General features: G+C 72.0%; 12 protein-coding genes. 4 read left to right on the top strand and 8 right to left on the bottom strand.

Translation table 11 applies throughout. The annotated features are described in order from the left end of the window. The first annotated feature begins 9 nt into the window (after positions 1-9). A complete protein-coding gene (locus KME79_RS35205) occupies positions 10-1,230 on the top strand; it encodes an ABC transporter substrate-binding protein (protein ID WP_219549567.1) in 1,221 nt (406 codons plus the stop codon). Between the two features lie 87 nt (positions 1,231-1,317). Here the strand turns inward: KME79_RS35205 and KME79_RS35200 are convergent, their stop codons facing one another. The 8 genes from KME79_RS35200 to KME79_RS35165 form a co-directional block, all read right to left on the bottom strand. Then, positions 1,318-2,082 carry an SDR family NAD(P)-dependent oxidoreductase gene (locus KME79_RS35200; protein ID WP_308249176.1) on the bottom strand — a complete coding sequence of 255 codons (765 nt, stop codon included), beginning with the start codon at positions 2,080-2,082 and terminating at the stop codon, positions 1,318-1,320. Positions 2,083-2,395: 313 nt separating this feature from the next. Beyond that, positions 2,396-4,660 (bottom strand): hypothetical protein, encoded by a 2,265-nt coding sequence (locus KME79_RS35195; protein ID WP_219549565.1) that lies wholly within the window; start codon positions 4,658-4,660, stop codon positions 2,396-2,398. A 118-nt stretch (positions 4,661-4,778) separates the two neighbouring features. Next, a complete protein-coding gene (locus KME79_RS35190; RefSeq protein WP_219549563.1) occupies positions 4,779-7,346 on the bottom strand; it encodes an ATP-dependent Clp protease ATP-binding subunit in 2,568 nt (855 codons plus the stop codon). Positions 7,347-7,436: 90 nt separating this feature from the next. Then, positions 7,437-8,216: an enoyl-CoA hydratase/isomerase family protein gene (locus KME79_RS35185; protein WP_219549561.1), complete on the bottom strand. Its 780-nt coding sequence runs from the start codon at positions 8,214-8,216 to the stop codon at positions 7,437-7,439. Positions 8,217-8,241: 25 nt separating this feature from the next. After that, complete coding sequence (locus KME79_RS35180; RefSeq protein ID WP_308249175.1) at positions 8,242-9,279, bottom strand: TIGR03617 family F420-dependent LLM class oxidoreductase; 1,038 nt, start codon at positions 9,277-9,279, stop codon at positions 8,242-8,244. Next, positions 9,276-10,844 (bottom strand): AMP-binding protein, encoded by a 1,569-nt coding sequence (locus KME79_RS35175; protein ID WP_219549559.1) that lies wholly within the window; start codon positions 10,842-10,844, stop codon positions 9,276-9,278. The genes KME79_RS35180 and KME79_RS35175 overlap by 4 nt, the downstream gene beginning before the upstream one ends. A 171-nt stretch (positions 10,845-11,015) precedes the next feature. Further along, the gene (locus KME79_RS35170; protein ID WP_219549557.1) at positions 11,016-11,933 is read right to left on the bottom strand and encodes an SDR family NAD(P)-dependent oxidoreductase; all 918 of its coding nucleotides are present in this window, start codon (positions 11,931-11,933) and stop codon (positions 11,016-11,018) included. Positions 11,934-12,027: 94 nt separating this feature from the next. Further along, positions 12,028-12,867, bottom strand: a complete 840-nt coding sequence (locus KME79_RS35165) for a MaoC family dehydratase (RefSeq protein ID WP_219549555.1) — start codon at positions 12,865-12,867, stop codon at positions 12,028-12,030. Positions 12,868-13,090: 223 nt separating this feature from the next. Between KME79_RS35165 and KME79_RS35160 the strand changes: the two genes are divergently transcribed. The 3 genes from KME79_RS35160 to KME79_RS35150 all read left to right on the top strand — a co-directional run bounded on the left by KME79_RS35160 (position 13,091) and on the right by KME79_RS35150 (position 15,420). After that, positions 13,091-13,498, top strand: coding sequence for a Zn-ribbon domain-containing OB-fold protein (locus tag KME79_RS35160; protein WP_219549553.1), 408 nt, complete (start codon positions 13,091-13,093; stop codon positions 13,496-13,498). Continuing rightward, complete coding sequence (locus tag KME79_RS35155; RefSeq protein WP_219549551.1) at positions 13,495-14,652, top strand: thiolase C-terminal domain-containing protein; 1,158 nt, start codon at positions 13,495-13,497, stop codon at positions 14,650-14,652. The genes KME79_RS35160 and KME79_RS35155 overlap by 4 nt, the downstream gene beginning before the upstream one ends. A 210-nt stretch (positions 14,653-14,862) precedes the next feature. Next, positions 14,863-15,420 carry a TetR family transcriptional regulator gene (locus tag KME79_RS35150; RefSeq protein WP_219549549.1) on the top strand — a complete coding sequence of 186 codons (558 nt, stop codon included), beginning with the start codon at positions 14,863-14,865 and terminating at the stop codon, positions 15,418-15,420. Positions 15,421-15,424: the final 4 nt, after the last annotated feature.

The raw sequence follows: 15,424 nt of genomic DNA, 5'->3' as shown, positions 1-15,424 counted from the left end.
GAGGGTCCCATGAGGCCACGACGGTTCCCGCTCACCGCCCTGCCCGCCCTGCTGACCGCGCTCGCCGTCGCGGGCTGCTCGTCCCAGGCGGCCGCGCCGTCGGACGCGGGCGGGACGGTGCAGGGTGTCACGGACGACACCATCACCATCGGCACCACCCTGCCGCTCTCCGGCGGCGCCGCCACCTCGGGGAAGGGCTTCGAAGCCGGGCTGAACGCGGCGGTCAAGGAGATCAACGACAAGGGCGGCGTCCTGGGGCGCCAGGTGAAGCTCGTCGTGCTCGACGACGGGTTCGAGGCGGCGCGCAGCGTCGCCAACATCCGCCGCCTGGGCGACCAGGAGAAGGTGTACGCGGTCGTCTCCCCCGCCGGGTCGGCCAACATCCCGGGCAGCTACCCCTACCTGGCGCAGAAGGGGATGCCGCTGTTCGCGCCGGTGCTGCCGCCCGACCCGGAGCAGGACTCGGTGTTCCTGCTCGGCACCAGCCAGCGTGACCAGGCCAGGGTGATCGTGGACTTCCTGGCGGGCAAGGACGTCAAGAAGGTCGCCGTCATCGGGCAGGACAACGAGCTCGGCCACGCGATCCGGGACGGGGTCAAGGAGGAGGCCGCGGCCACGGGGGTCGAGGTCGTCGCGAACGAGACGACCGAGCCCAACTCGACCGAGGTGAGCTCCGCCGTACTGAAGGTGCGGGAGGCGAAGCCGGACGCCATCGTGCTCGGCACGGACAACACGCAGTCGGCGCTGATCATGAAGGCGGTCGGCGAGCTGGGCTGGAAGCCCACGATCATGGGCACCTCCTCGACCGTGACCACGGGCAGCGCGGGCACGGTCGGGCCGGCGGGGCCCGCGGCGAAGGGCATCTACGGCACGTTCATCTCCGAGCTGCCGACGTCGGACGCCCCGGAGGCGGCGGCGTGGCGGACCGCCCAGCAGGCCGTCGCGCCGGACCAGGCCGGCAGCGCCTACGCCCTGCAGGCGTACGCCAACACGAAGATCTTCTTCGAGATCGTGAACCGGATGGGCGACGACCTGAGCTGGGCGAGCTTCCAGAAGACCGCCGAGTCGCTCAAGGAGCACGCGTCCGGCATCTACCCGCCGATCACCTTCGGCCCGGCCGCCGGCGGCGGGCACGTCGGGACGACCGGCGCGAAGGTCGCGGAGTGGGACGGCTCCGCGTGGAAGCTCGTCAGCGAGGACTGGCTGGAGCCCGGCAAGTCCGCGTCCTGACACGACCGGAAGGGCGCGTGGTGTCCCCACCACGCGCCCACCGCCGGTGAAGGCGAGGACCGCGCCGCGCACCGGCCCGTGCGCGCGTCAGGCGTTGGTGACGCCGAGGCCGAGGCCGCCGTCGATGGTGAGCACGCCGCCGGTCGCCCACTCGGCCGTGATCAGGTATCCGACGGCCTCGGCGACCTCGGCCGCGGTGCCCGCCCGGCCGAGCGCGTGGGCGGGGCCGAGCGAGCGCATGCGCTCGGCGGCGGTGGCGTCGTCCATGAGCCCGGCCCGCTGGTTGATCTCGGTCAGCACGCCGCCGGGCCGCACGCAGCCGACCCGCACGCCCTGAGGTCCCAGCTCCGCGGCCAGGACGCCGGTCAGCGTCTCCAGCGCGCCCTTCGTGGCGGCGTACGGGGACGCGCCGGGAAAGGCGCGCTGGGTGTGCACGGAACCGAAGAAGACCACGGCGCCGGAGCGCTCCCGCAGGTGCGGCAGGGCGAGCGCGGTCAGCATCATGGGGCCGATCGTGTTGGAGGCGAACACGTCGTGCAGCGCCTGCTCGTCGAGGTCTTCGAGCGCGCCTCGGTACATGTTGCCCGCGGCGTGCACCACGGCTTCCAGCCCGCCGCCGTGCTCGACCGCCCGTGCGACCATGCGCTCGCGGTCCGCGGCCACGGTGACGTCGGCGACGACGCCGCACGCGCCGGAGCCCGCCTGCCTGGCGACCGCCTCGACCCGGTCCGCGCGCCGGCCCGCGAGTGTCACCTTCGCACCGGCCTTGACCAGCCGGTGGACCACCGCCTCGCCGATCCCAGAGCCGCCCCCGGTGACGAGCACCGGCATCCCTTCGAGCGAACGCCCCACGGAAGCCTCCCGACCTCATTGTCTTTGGACGGGATGCTAACGACGACTACACCGCTCCAGGAAGCCGTATCCGCTGACTTTTAGCCGTTAATGGGTTAACGACTAGCCAAGTGTCCAGTGGGCCCGGCGACCGACCGGCCTCTTCTGTGCCAGTGGCCCAGACCCTCTTGAGCCCGCCGCGCCCGCCGCCCGGCCTACGACACCCTGATGACCAGCCAGCTCGACGAAGCGGTGGCGCAGAAGGGCCAAGGCGACCTCAGGCACCTGTTCGACTCCGGCGACACCTGGCGCGTCCCCTGAGCGCCCGGCTCGCTCACGCGGCCAGCCCCGGCAGGTCGGGCCGGACCAGTTCCTGCTCGATCGCCTCCAGCAGCTCCCGAGCGGTCCTGATCTTGCCGGCGGGCGCGGCCCGGTCGTCGACCCGGCCCGCCTCGACCGCCTTGGTGTGGGCGATCCGTTCCGCCATCCGCTTGTCGACCTTGTCCGCGATCTCCGCGCTGCCTCCGGCGGTCGTGAACACCATCCGCAGCTCCGACCTCGACACCCCGTCGAACTCGCCGAACCAGTTGCCGGGCAGCCGCCCGCAGTGCCGGTGCAGCAGCGCCAGCCGGACCAGCCCGTACCGGCGCAGCGTCGGCGTCCGCTCCGCCAGCAGGAGAGTGCGCACGATCAGCGCCTCGATGTCGCGGCGCTGCGTGGCCAGATCGCGGCCGGACCAGCGCACACCGCGCAGGGCCACCCATCGCGCGTCCAGCCAGCCGGACGGTCCCCCGGACCGCCCGGCCCGGCGCGGCGGCTGCGGCCTGGCCGACGAGTTGGCCGCGACGGCGCGCGCCGACTCGTCCCACAGGTCCGCGAAGCGGTCGGCCAGGTCCTGGTCGCGGCCCTTCCACGTGTCCTCGCGCGTGCGGGTGATACGGCCGCGCAGCAGCTCCAGTTCGCGGGTGGACGACAGGCGCAGATAGCGCTCCAGCCGCCGGAACGTCCGGTGGAACCAGCTCGACCCCATCCGCTGCGACCACAGCGACTTCGCCGTCACGCCCAGCACGATCGCGGTCAGCAGGCCGAGGACGCCCCACACCATCACGTGCAGCCGGCGGTCCGCCATGAACAGGTCGTCCACGACCTGCTTGTGTTCGATCTCCATGAAGAAGTCCATAAAGGTGAGGACCGCGAAGGCGCCTATCGTCATGCTCAGCCAGAAGCCCGCCCGTTGCAGCACCTCCAGCTCCCTGACCCGGCGCTCGTCGAAGGCGTGCGCCATCGACTCGAGCAGGTTCTTGTACTGCTCGGTGGCGCGGTCGGCGACGTCCCGCGCCCGCGAGCCGAACCGTTTGAGTTCGGTGAAGTGGCTGGCGTCGGCCAGCGCCTCCCGCAGCCCGCGGCCCGCCCAGCCGAGCGTCTCGGCGAACCGCTCGTCGGCGAGGTGCTCCAGCCGTTCGATCCGGCTCACCCGTTCGTCGACGTGGCTGGCCACGTCGGCGAGGTCCGCCATGCCCTGCAGCAGCATCAGGTGGATCAGCTCCACCGCCCGGTGCGCGCGGTTCAGCCGCCACCAGCGCCGGATCGGCAGGTGGGTGGCCACCCCGTCCCACAGGGCCCCGGCCGTGCGGGCGGCGTGCTGGTAGATCATCGCGTGCTCGCGCCAGACCTGGAGCTGCTCGCGGATGTCGTTGCCGGAGGCGGCCAGCGCCTCCAGGGTCAGAAGCCCCGCCACCGCGGGACGTAATCGCTCCCCCACGACCGTGCCGTTGAGATGCGGCGTGTCGGGCAGCACCACGTAGCATTCGCGTACCGTGCGGTCGTCGCGCCGGGCGGGCTCCACACACACGTCCGCGCTGCTCAGCTCCGTGGCGCCGGCGCCACCGAGCAGCCGGCGCAGCGGGAAGCGCCTGCGCGCCCCACCGGACGTGGCACCTCCGTGCACCACCTCGTACAGGTCACGCGCGCTCTTCAGGCTCGGCCGGTCCCCCGTGCCGTTGTCCTCCAGCGCGATCCAGAACTCCGGGGCCTCGTACTCCCTGATGTCCTGCTTCGCCTTGCGGAAGTGGGCTCTCACGTGGGTGCGGGCCTGCCGCTCGCAGCGCATGAACCATTCGTGCCGCCGGTGGGCGCTCGTCTCCCGCGGTGCGCGGCCCAGGGCCTCGCCGGGGATCCAGTTCGGATCGCCGACCCAGAAGCTGACGCCGATGAACATCATCCGCGAGCTCCAGCGGTTGCGGAACTGGATGTCGAACAGGATCCACGGCTTCCCGCCCCCGCCCTCCCGCTTGAACGGCCCCACTTCGTGGTCGGGGTGGATCAGGACGTGGTACCAGTGGAGGCTGTCGGCCGCGTCCAGGTAGCCGGCCTCGATCTCCCGGTACGCCTGGTCGACCTTCGCGTTGCCCCGGTCGAGCTCCCGCAGCGCGGCGTCGCCGGTGCGCCAGGTGACCTGGTCGAGCAGGCCGTCGGGCGACGTCGTCAGCCACACCCCGGGTTCGGCGCCCCCGTTCGACTCGAGCAGCTCCCTGATGATGCGGTCGTCCGCCTCGCCGCCCCCGGGCCCCCACGCCCGCCACTCCCGCCAGTACGTCACCAGATAGACCAGATGTGTGGACGATTCCGACGACCCCACCGAGAACCCCCCTTCACTCCCCCCTCATGTGATGATCGGTGGAGTGAAGGGACTAACGCGACACATCGTCACGATCCGATTACAGGTAGAGCCCGGGGTCGCTCCGGTCGCGGCGTTCCTCGGGGGAACGCGGCTCGGGCTTGGCCAGGACCTGCGGCTCGGTGTCCGGGCCCACCTCGGCCCCCGCGTCGAGGACGGTGATGGCCAGGTCGCCGTTCCTGACGCCGATGTGGGCGTGCTGTTCCGGCTTGAGCGTGCCGTCCAGCAGCAGCCGCGACAGCGTGTTGTCGAGCTTGCGCTGGATGGTGCGGCGCAGCGGCCGGGCTCCGTACTGCGGCTGGTAGCCCTCCTTGGCGAGCCAGTCGACGGCCGCCGGCTCGATCTCCATGACGACCTTCTGCGCGTGCAGCCGCCGCCGGGTCTCCTCCAGCAGCAGGACGGTGATCTGGCGGAGCTGCTCGGCGTCCAGGCCGCGGAAGATGATGATCTCGTCGACGCGGTTGAGGAACTCCGGCCTGAACTGCATCTGCAGCAGCCGCGAGAGCTGGCCGCGCAGCGCCTGCGGGTCCTCGCCGGCGTGCGCCATGATGAGGTCGGCGCCGAGGTTCGACGTCATGATCAGCACGGTGTTCCTGAAGTCCACCGTCCGGCCCTGCCCGTCGGTCAGCCGCCCGTCCTCCAGCACCTGCAGCAGCAGGTTGAACACGTCCGCGTGGGCCTTCTCGATCTCGTCCAGCAGGACCACCGCGTACGGCTTGCGCCGCACCTGCTCGGTGAGCTGGCCCGCCTCCTCGTAGCCCACGTAACCGGGGGGCGCCCCCACGAGCCGTGAGACGGTGTGCCGTTCCTGGAACTCGCTCATGTCCAGCCGGATCATCCGGTCCTGCTCGCCGAACAGCGCCTCGGCCAGGGCTCTGGCCAGCTCGGTCTTGCCCACGCCGGTGGGCCCGAGGAACAGGAAGGAGCCGATCGGCCGGGCCGGGTCGCTCAGGCCGGCGCGGGAGCGGCGCACGGCCTCGGCGACCGCCTCCACCGCCTGGTCCTGGCCGATGACGCGCTGGTGCAGGTGTTCCTCCAGGGCCAGGAGCCGGTCCCGCTCCTCCTCGGTGAGCTGGGCGACCGGGATGCCGGTGGCGCGGGAGACGACGGCGGCGATGTCGTCCGGGGTCACCTCGGCGACTCTCCCGCGGCCGTCGCGGGTCTGCTCGATCCTGGACTGGAGATCGGAGATCTCGTCGCGGAGCTCGCGGGCGCGTTCGTAGTCCTCGCGCGTCACCGCCTGCTCCTTCTCCCGCTGCCGGTGGCCGAGCTCCTCCTCCAGCTCGCGGGTGCCGGTCGGGGCGGTGCCGGTGCGCAGGGCCACCCGGGCGCCCGCCTCGTCCATCAGGTCGATCGCCTTGTCGGGCAGGAAACGGCTGGAGATGTAGCGGTCGGACAGGTCGGCCGCCGCCACCAGCGCCTCGTCGGTGAACTTGACCTGGTGGTGGGCCTCGTACCGGTCACGCAGGCCGCGCAGGATCTCGATGGTGTCCGCGACGTCCGGCTCGGGGATCAGGATGGGCTGGAAGCGCCGTTCGAGCGCGGCGTCCTTCTCCACGTGCCTGCGGTACTCGTCCAGCGTGGTGGCGCCGATCACGTGCAGCTCGCCGCGGGCCAGGGCGGGTTTGAGCATGTTGGAGGCGTCGATGGCGCCCTCGGCGCCGCCCGCGCCGACGACGGTGTGCAGCTCGTCGATGAAGATGATGAGCTCCTCGCTGTGCGCGCGGATCTCCTCCATGACCTTGCTCAGGCGTTCCTCGAACTCGCCGCGGAACTTCGTCCCCGCGACCAGGCCGGCCAGATCCAGCTGGACCACGCGCTTGCGCTTGAGCGTCTCGGGCACCTCGCCGTCCGCGATGCGCTGCGCCAGCCCTTCGACGACCGCCGTCTTGCCGACGCCCGGCTCGCCGATCAGCGCGGGGTTGTTCTTGGTCCGCCTCGACAGCACCTCCACCGCCCGGAGGATCTCCTGGTCCCGGCCCACCACCGGGTCGATGCCGCCCTCGCGGGCCTCGCCGGTCAGGTCCCGGCCGTACTGGTCGAGCGTCGGGGTGCTGCTGGGCGGCGCCTGCTGGCCGGTCAGCGTCTCCCCGTTGCCCGCGCCTTCCTGGACGAACGACTGCGGGGTGACGTGCGCCTCCCGGAGCAGCCGCCCCGCCATCGACCGGGGGTTCGCCGACATGGCGAGCAGCAGGTGATGCGGGTCGATGTAGGAGGCGCCGGTGGCGTGCGCCACCTGCCTGGCGTCCAGCAGGGCCCGTTTGGCCGCCGGTGCGAGCGACATCGGGTCCTGCCGGGGCTCACGCTTCTCGACGGCCTGCTCGACCTCACGGGCCAGCGCGGCCGGGTCGGCCCCGGCCCGCTCCAGGAACTGCCGGGCCGTGTCCACCTGGGCGGCCGCCCACAACATGTGCTCGGTGTCCACGTAGTCGGCGCCCCACTCGGCCGCCTTCTCCGTCGCCACGCGCAGGAGGTCGATCGCGTCCTCGCTGAGCAGCCTCCCGATGTCGACGCGGCGGGGCATCGCCGGCTGGCCGTACCCGAAGAACCTGGCCAGCAGATCGTCCATGGGGCCGTAGCCGTAGTTCCAGAAATCACCCGTTGTCATGGTCCCCTCCCCCGAAGGTGACGTCGGTTACGCCCGCCTACCCCCGACGTCAGGAGGTAACCAACACCTCCCACCCAGGCGACCACGGCGCTACCGGTTGCGGAACACGGGATCCCGCTTCTCCAGAAAGGCTCGGATCGCCTCGCGGGTGTCCTCGGTGGTCCCGTTGATGTTCTGGGCGGCCGCCTCACGCAGGACGCTGTCGTGGAAGCTTCCCGAGGCGGCGAGGTTGAGCATCTCCTTGGTCTGCGACAGGGCGAGGGGCGCGAGGGCCAGCAGCTCACGGGCCCACTCGTACGCCTGCGTCAGGGCCTCCCCCTCGGGCACGACCTTGTTGAGCAGCCCGAGGGCGTGGACGTCGGCGGCGGGGAGCATCCGGCCGAAGAAGGCGAGTTCCTTGGCACGGTGGAGCCCCAGCATGTGCGTCAGGAACCAGGTCCCGCCGAAGTCGACGGAGAGCCCGCGCCTGGCGAAGATCTGCGAGAACCTCGCCGTCTCCTCGGCGATCGCCAGGTCGCAGGCGAGCGCCAGGTTGAAGCCGCCGCCCGCCGCGACCCCGGAGACCGCGGCGATCGTGGGCTGCGGCAGGTCGCGGACGGCGAGCAGCGCCGCGTTGACGATCCGCATCGCGCGGCGCGGCGAGTCCGCGGAGTCGCCGCCGCGCAGGTCGGAACCGGAGCAGAAGTCGCCGCCCGCGCCGGTGAGCACCACCACGCGGTCGTCCGCCCGGCCTGCGATGTCGCCGAACACCTCGGCGAGCTCGATCCAGCCGGCGTGCGGCACGCTGTTCTTGGTGTCGGGCCGGTCGAGCGTGACGGTGACGATGCCGCTCCCGTCACGTTCCACCAGGACGACAGGGTTGTCGGACACGGATGCCGTTCCTCTCTCCCGCTGGTCAGCGGACGCCGGACGCCTGGTTCTTCAGCGACGCCAGCGCCGCGCGGATCTCCGGCTCGGGCGTGCCGGCCGGCGGCTGGATGTGGACCTGGTCGACCAGCCCGCCGAAGCGGCGGGAGACCTCCGCCGTCACCTCCGCGAGGGAGCCGCTGACGCAGAAGGTGTCGAGCACCTCGTCGTCGACGAGGTCGGCCATCCGGTCCCAGCGGTCCTCGTCGGGGGTGACCGACAGGGCGTGCAGCCGCTCGTGCAGCTCCTGCCAGCCGTGCAGGTCCAGCACGCCGCGGTAGGCCGGTGTGGAGCCGTAGAAGGCGACCCGCCCGCGCAGCATCCGCCGTTGCGCGTCGACGTCGTCGCCGGGGGCGTGGACGTGCACGAACCCCGGGCAGTGGACGGTCACCTCGGAGCGGTCGCGGCCGGCCCGCTCCAGTCCTTCCTCCAGGGCCGGGAGGGTCACCTCGCGGAAGTAGCGCTCGGTGCTGAAGCCGTGCGGGATCAGCCCGTCGGCCACCTCTCCGGCCAGCCGGGTCATGAGCGGCCCGACCGCGGCGAGGTGGATCGGCGGGTTGCCGTGACCGTGCGGCGCCGGGCGGAAGGTCGCCGTCATCAGCGTGTGCCGGTAGTGCTCCCCTTCGTGCCGGACCGGGCGGCCGGTGTTCCAGTCGTCCCAGATCGCGCGCAGGGCGGTGATGTACTCGCGCATCCGCGCCGCCGGCCGGCCCCACGGCATGCCGAACCGGCGGGTGATGTGCGGCTTGGTCTGGGTGCCGAGGCCGAGGACGAACCTGCCTCCGGACAGCGCCTGCAGGTCGTTGGCGACGTACGCCATCGTCATCGGCGTGCGGGCGAAGGCGACCGCGATCGTGGTCGCCAGCCGCACCCGGCTGGTGTCACGGGCGGCCAGCGCCAGCGGCAGGAACGGGTCGTGGTCGACCTCGGCGCTGGCCACGACGTCGTAGCCGGCCTCCTCGGCCCACGCGGCGCAGGCGGCGACGTCGGCGATGCCGGCCTCGAAGGCGTGCACGCCGGTCTTCACGGCTTCTCCCCCTCACCCGCGTAGTGGTCGCGGAGCTTGCGGCGCTGCAGCTTGCCGGTCTCCGTCCGGGGGAAGTCGGCCCGGAACTCGAAACGCCGGGGGATCTTGAACGAGGCCAGGCGCTCGGCGCAGTGGGCGCGCAGCGCGGCGGCGAGCTCGTCGCCGGGGACCGCGTCCTCGGCCGGCTGGACGACGGCCAGCACGTTCTGGCCCCAGTCCGGGTCGGGGACCCCGATGACGGCGACGTCGGCGACGGCGGAATGCGTGATCAGGGCCTGCTCGATCTCCGCCGGGTAGATGTTGACGCCGCCGGAGATGATGAGGTCGGTGCGCCGGTCGAGCAGGAACACGTAGCCGTCCTCGTCGAAGTAGCCGTAGTCGCCGACGGTGGCGAGCCCTCCCTTCCGGCTTGCGGCGGTCTTGGCCGGGTCGTTGTTGTACTCGAAGAGCGCCTCGCGCCCGGGGATGCCGAAGTAGATGGTGCCCGCCGTCCCGGCCGGCACCTCCTCGCCGTCCTCGCCGAGGATCTTGACGATGGTGTTCGGCGTCGGGCGTCCCACGGTGCCGGGCTTGCGCAGCCACTCCCGCGGGCTCACGAGGGAGACGCCGCCCTCGGTCGAGGCGAGGTACTCCCACACCACCGGCCCCAGCCAGTCGAGCATCCGCTGCTTGATCGGCACCGGGCACGGCGCGCCCGCGTGGATCACCGCTTCCAGGCTGGACAGGTCGTACCTGGCCCGGACCTCCTCCGGCAGGCGCAGCATCCGGTTGAAGTGGGTGGGGACCATGTGCACGCTGGTCACCCGGTGCCGCTCGATCGCCTCCAGCACGCCCTCGGCGTCGAACTTGCCCTGGATCACCACGGTGTGCCCGAGCTGGAGGAACGCGTACGCGTGCCCGGTCGGGGCGGCGTGGTAGATCGGCGAGCACACCAGGTGCACGCCCTTGTCCAGGGTGACCTCGTAGCGGGCGGCGAGTCCCCCGTACAGGGCGCTGATGACCGGCTCCGGCTCGGAGTCGGGGTAGAGGAGGGAACGCACGCCCTTGGGGTTGCCGGTGGTGCCGGAGGTGTAGCCCATGGTGCCGCCGAACCGGCGGTCCGGCGGCGCGTCGGACGGCTCGCCCTCGCCCAGCTCGGGGTACGGGCGCCAGCCGGCCGCCTGCCCGCCGATCACGAACCGGTGCTCGGGCAGCGACTCCTCCGGCAGCGTACGGGCCTGCTCGACGTCGGCGACGACGACCCGGGCTCCGGAGTCCTCGATGATGTAGAGCATCTCCGCCGGGGTCAGCCGCCAGTTGACCGGGACGAGGAACATGCCGACCTGCCCGGTGGCCAGCATCAGCTCCAGATACTCGTGGCCGTTGTGCACCGCCACCGCCACGCTGTCACCGGCCGACAGGCCGTGGGAGCGCAGCGCGCGCGAGACGCGGTTGACCCGCGCCAGCAGGTCGCCACAGGTGATGGTCGATCCATCGGGGTCGATGATGGCGGGCCGGCCGGGGTCGGCGGCGGCGATCTCGTAGAAGCCGGTGGGTGCCGTGGTCGAGTGAGTGGCAGAGGACATGGTGCGTCTCTCTCCTGTCGGCGTGACGTAGCTAGACGATCCCCCCGTGGCCCCCCGTGGCCCCCCGTGGCCCCCCGTGCCCCGTGTCGTGGCGGCCGGGCGGGATCGCGGCCCGCCCGGCCGGTGCGTCCCGGTGAGCGGCCGCCCGGCCGCCCCACCTGGACGCGGCCCTCACTTGGGAAGCTGCCCCATGAAGATCGACGGGTGCAGGCCGTCCGCCTTGGGCCGGAACGACGTGGTGAGCTTGGCGGCGAGGTCCTGCAGGTCCCACGGCCCGTCGGAGCTGATGGTCTCGACGACCTCGGGGTTGTTCCACAGCCGGACCTCGTGGCCGGCCGCGCCGATGGTGCGGCCCGACAGCCAGTCGGACTCGGTGCCGGCGAGGTAGGTGACGATCGGCGCGATGTTGTCCGGCGACATGAGCTGCTCCTCGCCGGGGTCCTCGCCGAGCTTCTTGTCGTCGGGGACGGTGGCGGTCAGGCGGGTGGCCGCGCCGGGGGCGATCGCGTTCGCCGTCACGCCGTACCGGGCCAGGCCGTTGGCGAGGGAAGCGGTCAGGCCGATGATGCCCATCTTCGCGGCGGCGTAGTTGGGCTGGCCCGGGGAGCCCTGGAGGGCGGAGTCGGAGGTGAAGTTGATGATGCGGTAGTGCCCGTCCGGGTTGCGCTGCTGGCGCCAGTAGGCGGCGGCGGGCTTGATCGTGCTGAAGTGGCCGCGCAGGTGCACCCGGATGACCTCGTCCCAGTCCTCCTCGGGCAGGTTGAAGATCATCTTGTCGCGGAGGATGCCGGCGACGTTGACGACGACGTCGAGGCGCCCGTAGGACTCGACGGCCATCTCGACGAGACGCCGGCCGGTCGCGGTGTCGCCGATGTCGCCGCCGTCGGAGACCGCCTCGCCGCCGAGGTCGGTGACCTCCTTGGCGATGTCCTGCGCGGGCCCGGCGTCGCCGCCGCTGCCGTCCGGGCCGGCGCCGAGGTCGTTGAGCACGAGCCGCGCGCCCTGCTGGGCGAACGCGCGGCTGATGGAGGCTCCGATGCCGCGGCCGGCACCGGTGATGATGGCGACTCTGCCGTCAAGAGATCCCATGGGACGCCCTTCCGATTGGAGGAGTTGGAGGTGTTCGCGCGGCGGGGCCGCGCCTTCTGACGGGCGCGGCGGGGCCGCGCCTGTCAGAAGCCGGTCAGCGGATCACCGCGGTTCCGTGGTCGATCACCACGGCCCCGGTCTCGTCGGTCGTCCGGAACCGGACGTCGGCGCCGTCGGCCCAGATCGACACCGTGATCGTCTGCCCGGGGAGTATCGGCTTGGTGAAACGGCCGGACATGGCGCGGAAGCGCCCGGGGTCGGATCCGGCGGCGGCGTGCAGCAGCGCGCGGCCGGTGAAGCCGTAGGTGCACATGCCGTGCAGGATCGGCCTCGGGAAGCCGCCCCTGCCGCTGAAGGACGGGTCGGTGTGCAGCGGGTTCCGGTCGCCGGTCAGCCGGTAGAGGAGCGCCTGATCGGGCCGGGTCGCGTAGGTCACGACGTGGTCGGGGGCGCCGGTCGGCAGCTCCCACGACGTACCCGGCCCCCGCTCGCCGCCGAAGCCGCCGTACCCGCGGAAGAAGAGCGAGGTACGGATCCTGGCGAGCGGTTGGCCGGCGGAGTCGCGGGCGAGCGTCTCACTGGCGACGATGGCGCCCGAGCCCTTGTCGTAGACGCCGACGATCTCGCCCGTCGCCTCGACCTCGCCCGCGGCCGGGACCGTGCCCAGCAGTTCGAAGGCCTGCTCGGCGTGGAGCATCCTGGTGAGGTCGAGGTCGTCAGGCAGGGACATGCCGCCGCCCATCGCCACGTTGCAGAAGGTCGGCAGGACCCGCTGCGGCTTGCCCTCGGTGTTCTCGGTGGTGAACTCCAGCTCGGTCAGCGGGTCCTCCTGGCCGGCGCCGACGGCGATCGCGTAGAGCAGCGCGTCGGCGGACGTCCAGGACCTCGTGAGGGGCTCGCTCTTGCGGCCGACCAGAGATGCGTCGATTGGCATGATCCTCATTCCCCGCGAACGCTCGGCGGACATGACCACGGGATCCGTCCAGGTCCCACAACTGACGACAAGTAGAACACGTTACGGCAAACAGGACAAGAGTCCGTACCCCCTTGACAAGGGCCGCTCTGGCTTCAACCCTGCTATAAGCAGAACATGTTGTCTTTAACTCGGCCGGGCTCGGCCCGCCGACCGTCGTCCCGCGCCGTCGAAAGGAACCGCCATGCCCGGCCCGGCCCCCGCGCCCATCCCGGAGACGCTCCCGTTCTGGGAGGGCGCCGCGGACAAGGAGCTGCGCATCCAGCGCTGCACCCCCTGCTCGCGGCACTACTTCTACCCCCGCCCGTTCTGTCCCCGGTGCGGCTCGGAGGAGGTGGAGTGGACGACGGTCAGCGGCGACGCGCGGCTGGTGTCGTACATCATCAACTACCGGCCGTTCCCGCCCTTCGACCCCGCGACGCCGGTCGTCGTGGCGCTGGTGGAGCTGGCCGAGGGGCCGCGCATGATGACGAACATCGTCGGCGTCGCGCCCGAGCCCGAGAACCTGGAGCTGGACATGCCGCTGAAGGCCGAATTCATCGAGTACGAGGACTACACGCTCCCGGTGTTCGCCCCGGCGGTGGCCCGATGACGTCGATGCACCGCGGCGGCATCGCCGTCGTCGGCGCCGCGGAGACCACCGGCATCGGCGTCCGCCCCGAGATGTCCGTCCTCGGCCTGCACGCGGAGGCGGCCAGGAACGCCCTCGCCGACGCGGGGCTCACCACCGCCGACGTGGACGGCGTGGCCACCGCCGGGCCGCTGGCCATGGAGGTCTCCCACCACCTCGGCATCGAGCCGCGCTGGCTCGACGGGACCCTGGTCGGCGGCTGCAGCTTCATGCTGCACGTCCGCCACGCCGCGGCCGCCATCGCGGCGGGCGCCGCCGACGTCGTGCTCGTCACGCACGGCGAGTCCGGCCGCTCGCGCGTCGGCGTCGCGCCCTGGGCGCCCAACCCGGCCTCCGCGAGCGGGCAGTTCGAGACCGTGTACGGAGCCCAGGCCCCGTACTCCACCTTCACCCTCCCCGCGCTGCGCTTCCTGCACGAGCGCGGCATGACCCGCGAGCACCTGGCCCAGGTCGTGGTGGCGCAGAGGTCGTGGGCGCTGAACAACCCGCGCGCCTTCCGGCGCAAGCCCGTCACCGTCGAGGAGGTCCTGGCGGGTCCGCCGATCGCGTACCCGTTCACCAGGGACATGTGCTGCGTGGTGACCGACGGCGGCGGCGCGCTCGTGCTCACCTCGGCCGAGCGGGCGAAGGACCTGCCGAGCGGCGACCGGGCGGTGTACCTCCTCGGCTCGGGAGAGGCGGCCGAGGGCCCCCTGGTGTCGCAGATGGCCGACCCCGGATCGTTCGCGGCCTTCCGCAAGGCGGGCGCGGAGGCGTTCAGGACCGCGGGCATCACGCACGCCGACGTGGACCATCTCATGGCCTACGACGCCTTCGCGCACGTCCCGCTCTACATGCTGGAGGACCTCGGGTTCGTCGGCCGGGGCGAGTCGGGCGACTTCGTCGCGGAGGGCAACACGGTCAAGGGCGGCTCGCTGCCGATGAACACCAACGGCGGCGGCCTGTCCTACACCCACACCGGCATGTACGGCATGTTCGCCATCCAGGAGGCGGTGCGCCAGCTCCGGGGCGAGGCCGTGGAGCAGGTCCAGGACGTCGACGTCAGCTTCGTGCAGGGCGTCGGGATGTTCTTCGCGGCGGCCGGCAGCCTCGTGCTCTCCCGCCACCGCGGCTGAGCCCGGCGGGGCGGCGCCGGGGAAGGCGCCGCCCCACTCGATAACCTGTACTCTTTGTTTCCGGCTTTCAGCCGTCGACGCCGTACCACGCGGGGTGGCCGTCGCGTTCTCCACCGGCCGGAAAGGGGGCTCTTCGTGGGCCGTGTCAGCAGGAAGGGCCGGACGCCCGAGGCCCGGGCCTTCAGAGCGGAACGCGTTTTGGATGCCGGGATGGCCCTGGCCACAAGAGGCGGCTACGAAGCGGTCCAGATGCGCGAGGTCGCCCGCATCGCGGACGTCGCCCTGTCGACCCTCTACCGCTACTACCCGTCGAAGGACGCGCTGATCAGCGCCGCCATCATGGTGCAGCTCGAAGAGCTGCGGCAGGACATCATCCGGCGCCCGCCACGGCAGCGCACCCCCGAGGGACGGGCCGCTGAGGTGCTCAACCGCGCCTTCCGGGCGATGCAGTACAACCGGGGCTGGGCACACGCCGCGCTCAGCGCCTACCACATCCCCAAGCCGCTGGGGCAGCAGCCGGAGGACGCCTCGCCGCTGATGGAGAAGTCCGACCCGACCGCGCTCACCGACCTGCTCGCGCTCGCGGCCTGGGGCCCGTCACACCGCACCACGACGGCCGAGTACCGCGTGCTGCACATGCTGGAGTCGCTCTGGAACAGCAGCGTCATCGGCTGGCTCAACGACCAGATGACCCCCGAGTACGTCGAGGAACGGCTGAAGTTCGCCGCCAAGCGCCTGCTCGCCCCGGAGCCCGAGGCGGGCAGGTGATCCG

It is taken from the genome of Nonomuraea harbinensis, from assembly GCF_019396385.1.
GTDB classification, from domain to species: Bacteria; Actinomycetota; Actinomycetes; order Streptosporangiales; family Streptosporangiaceae; genus Nonomuraea; species Nonomuraea ferruginea.
Note: the sequence above shows the minus strand (reverse complement) of the source record. Positions and strands in the feature narration are given on the sequence as shown.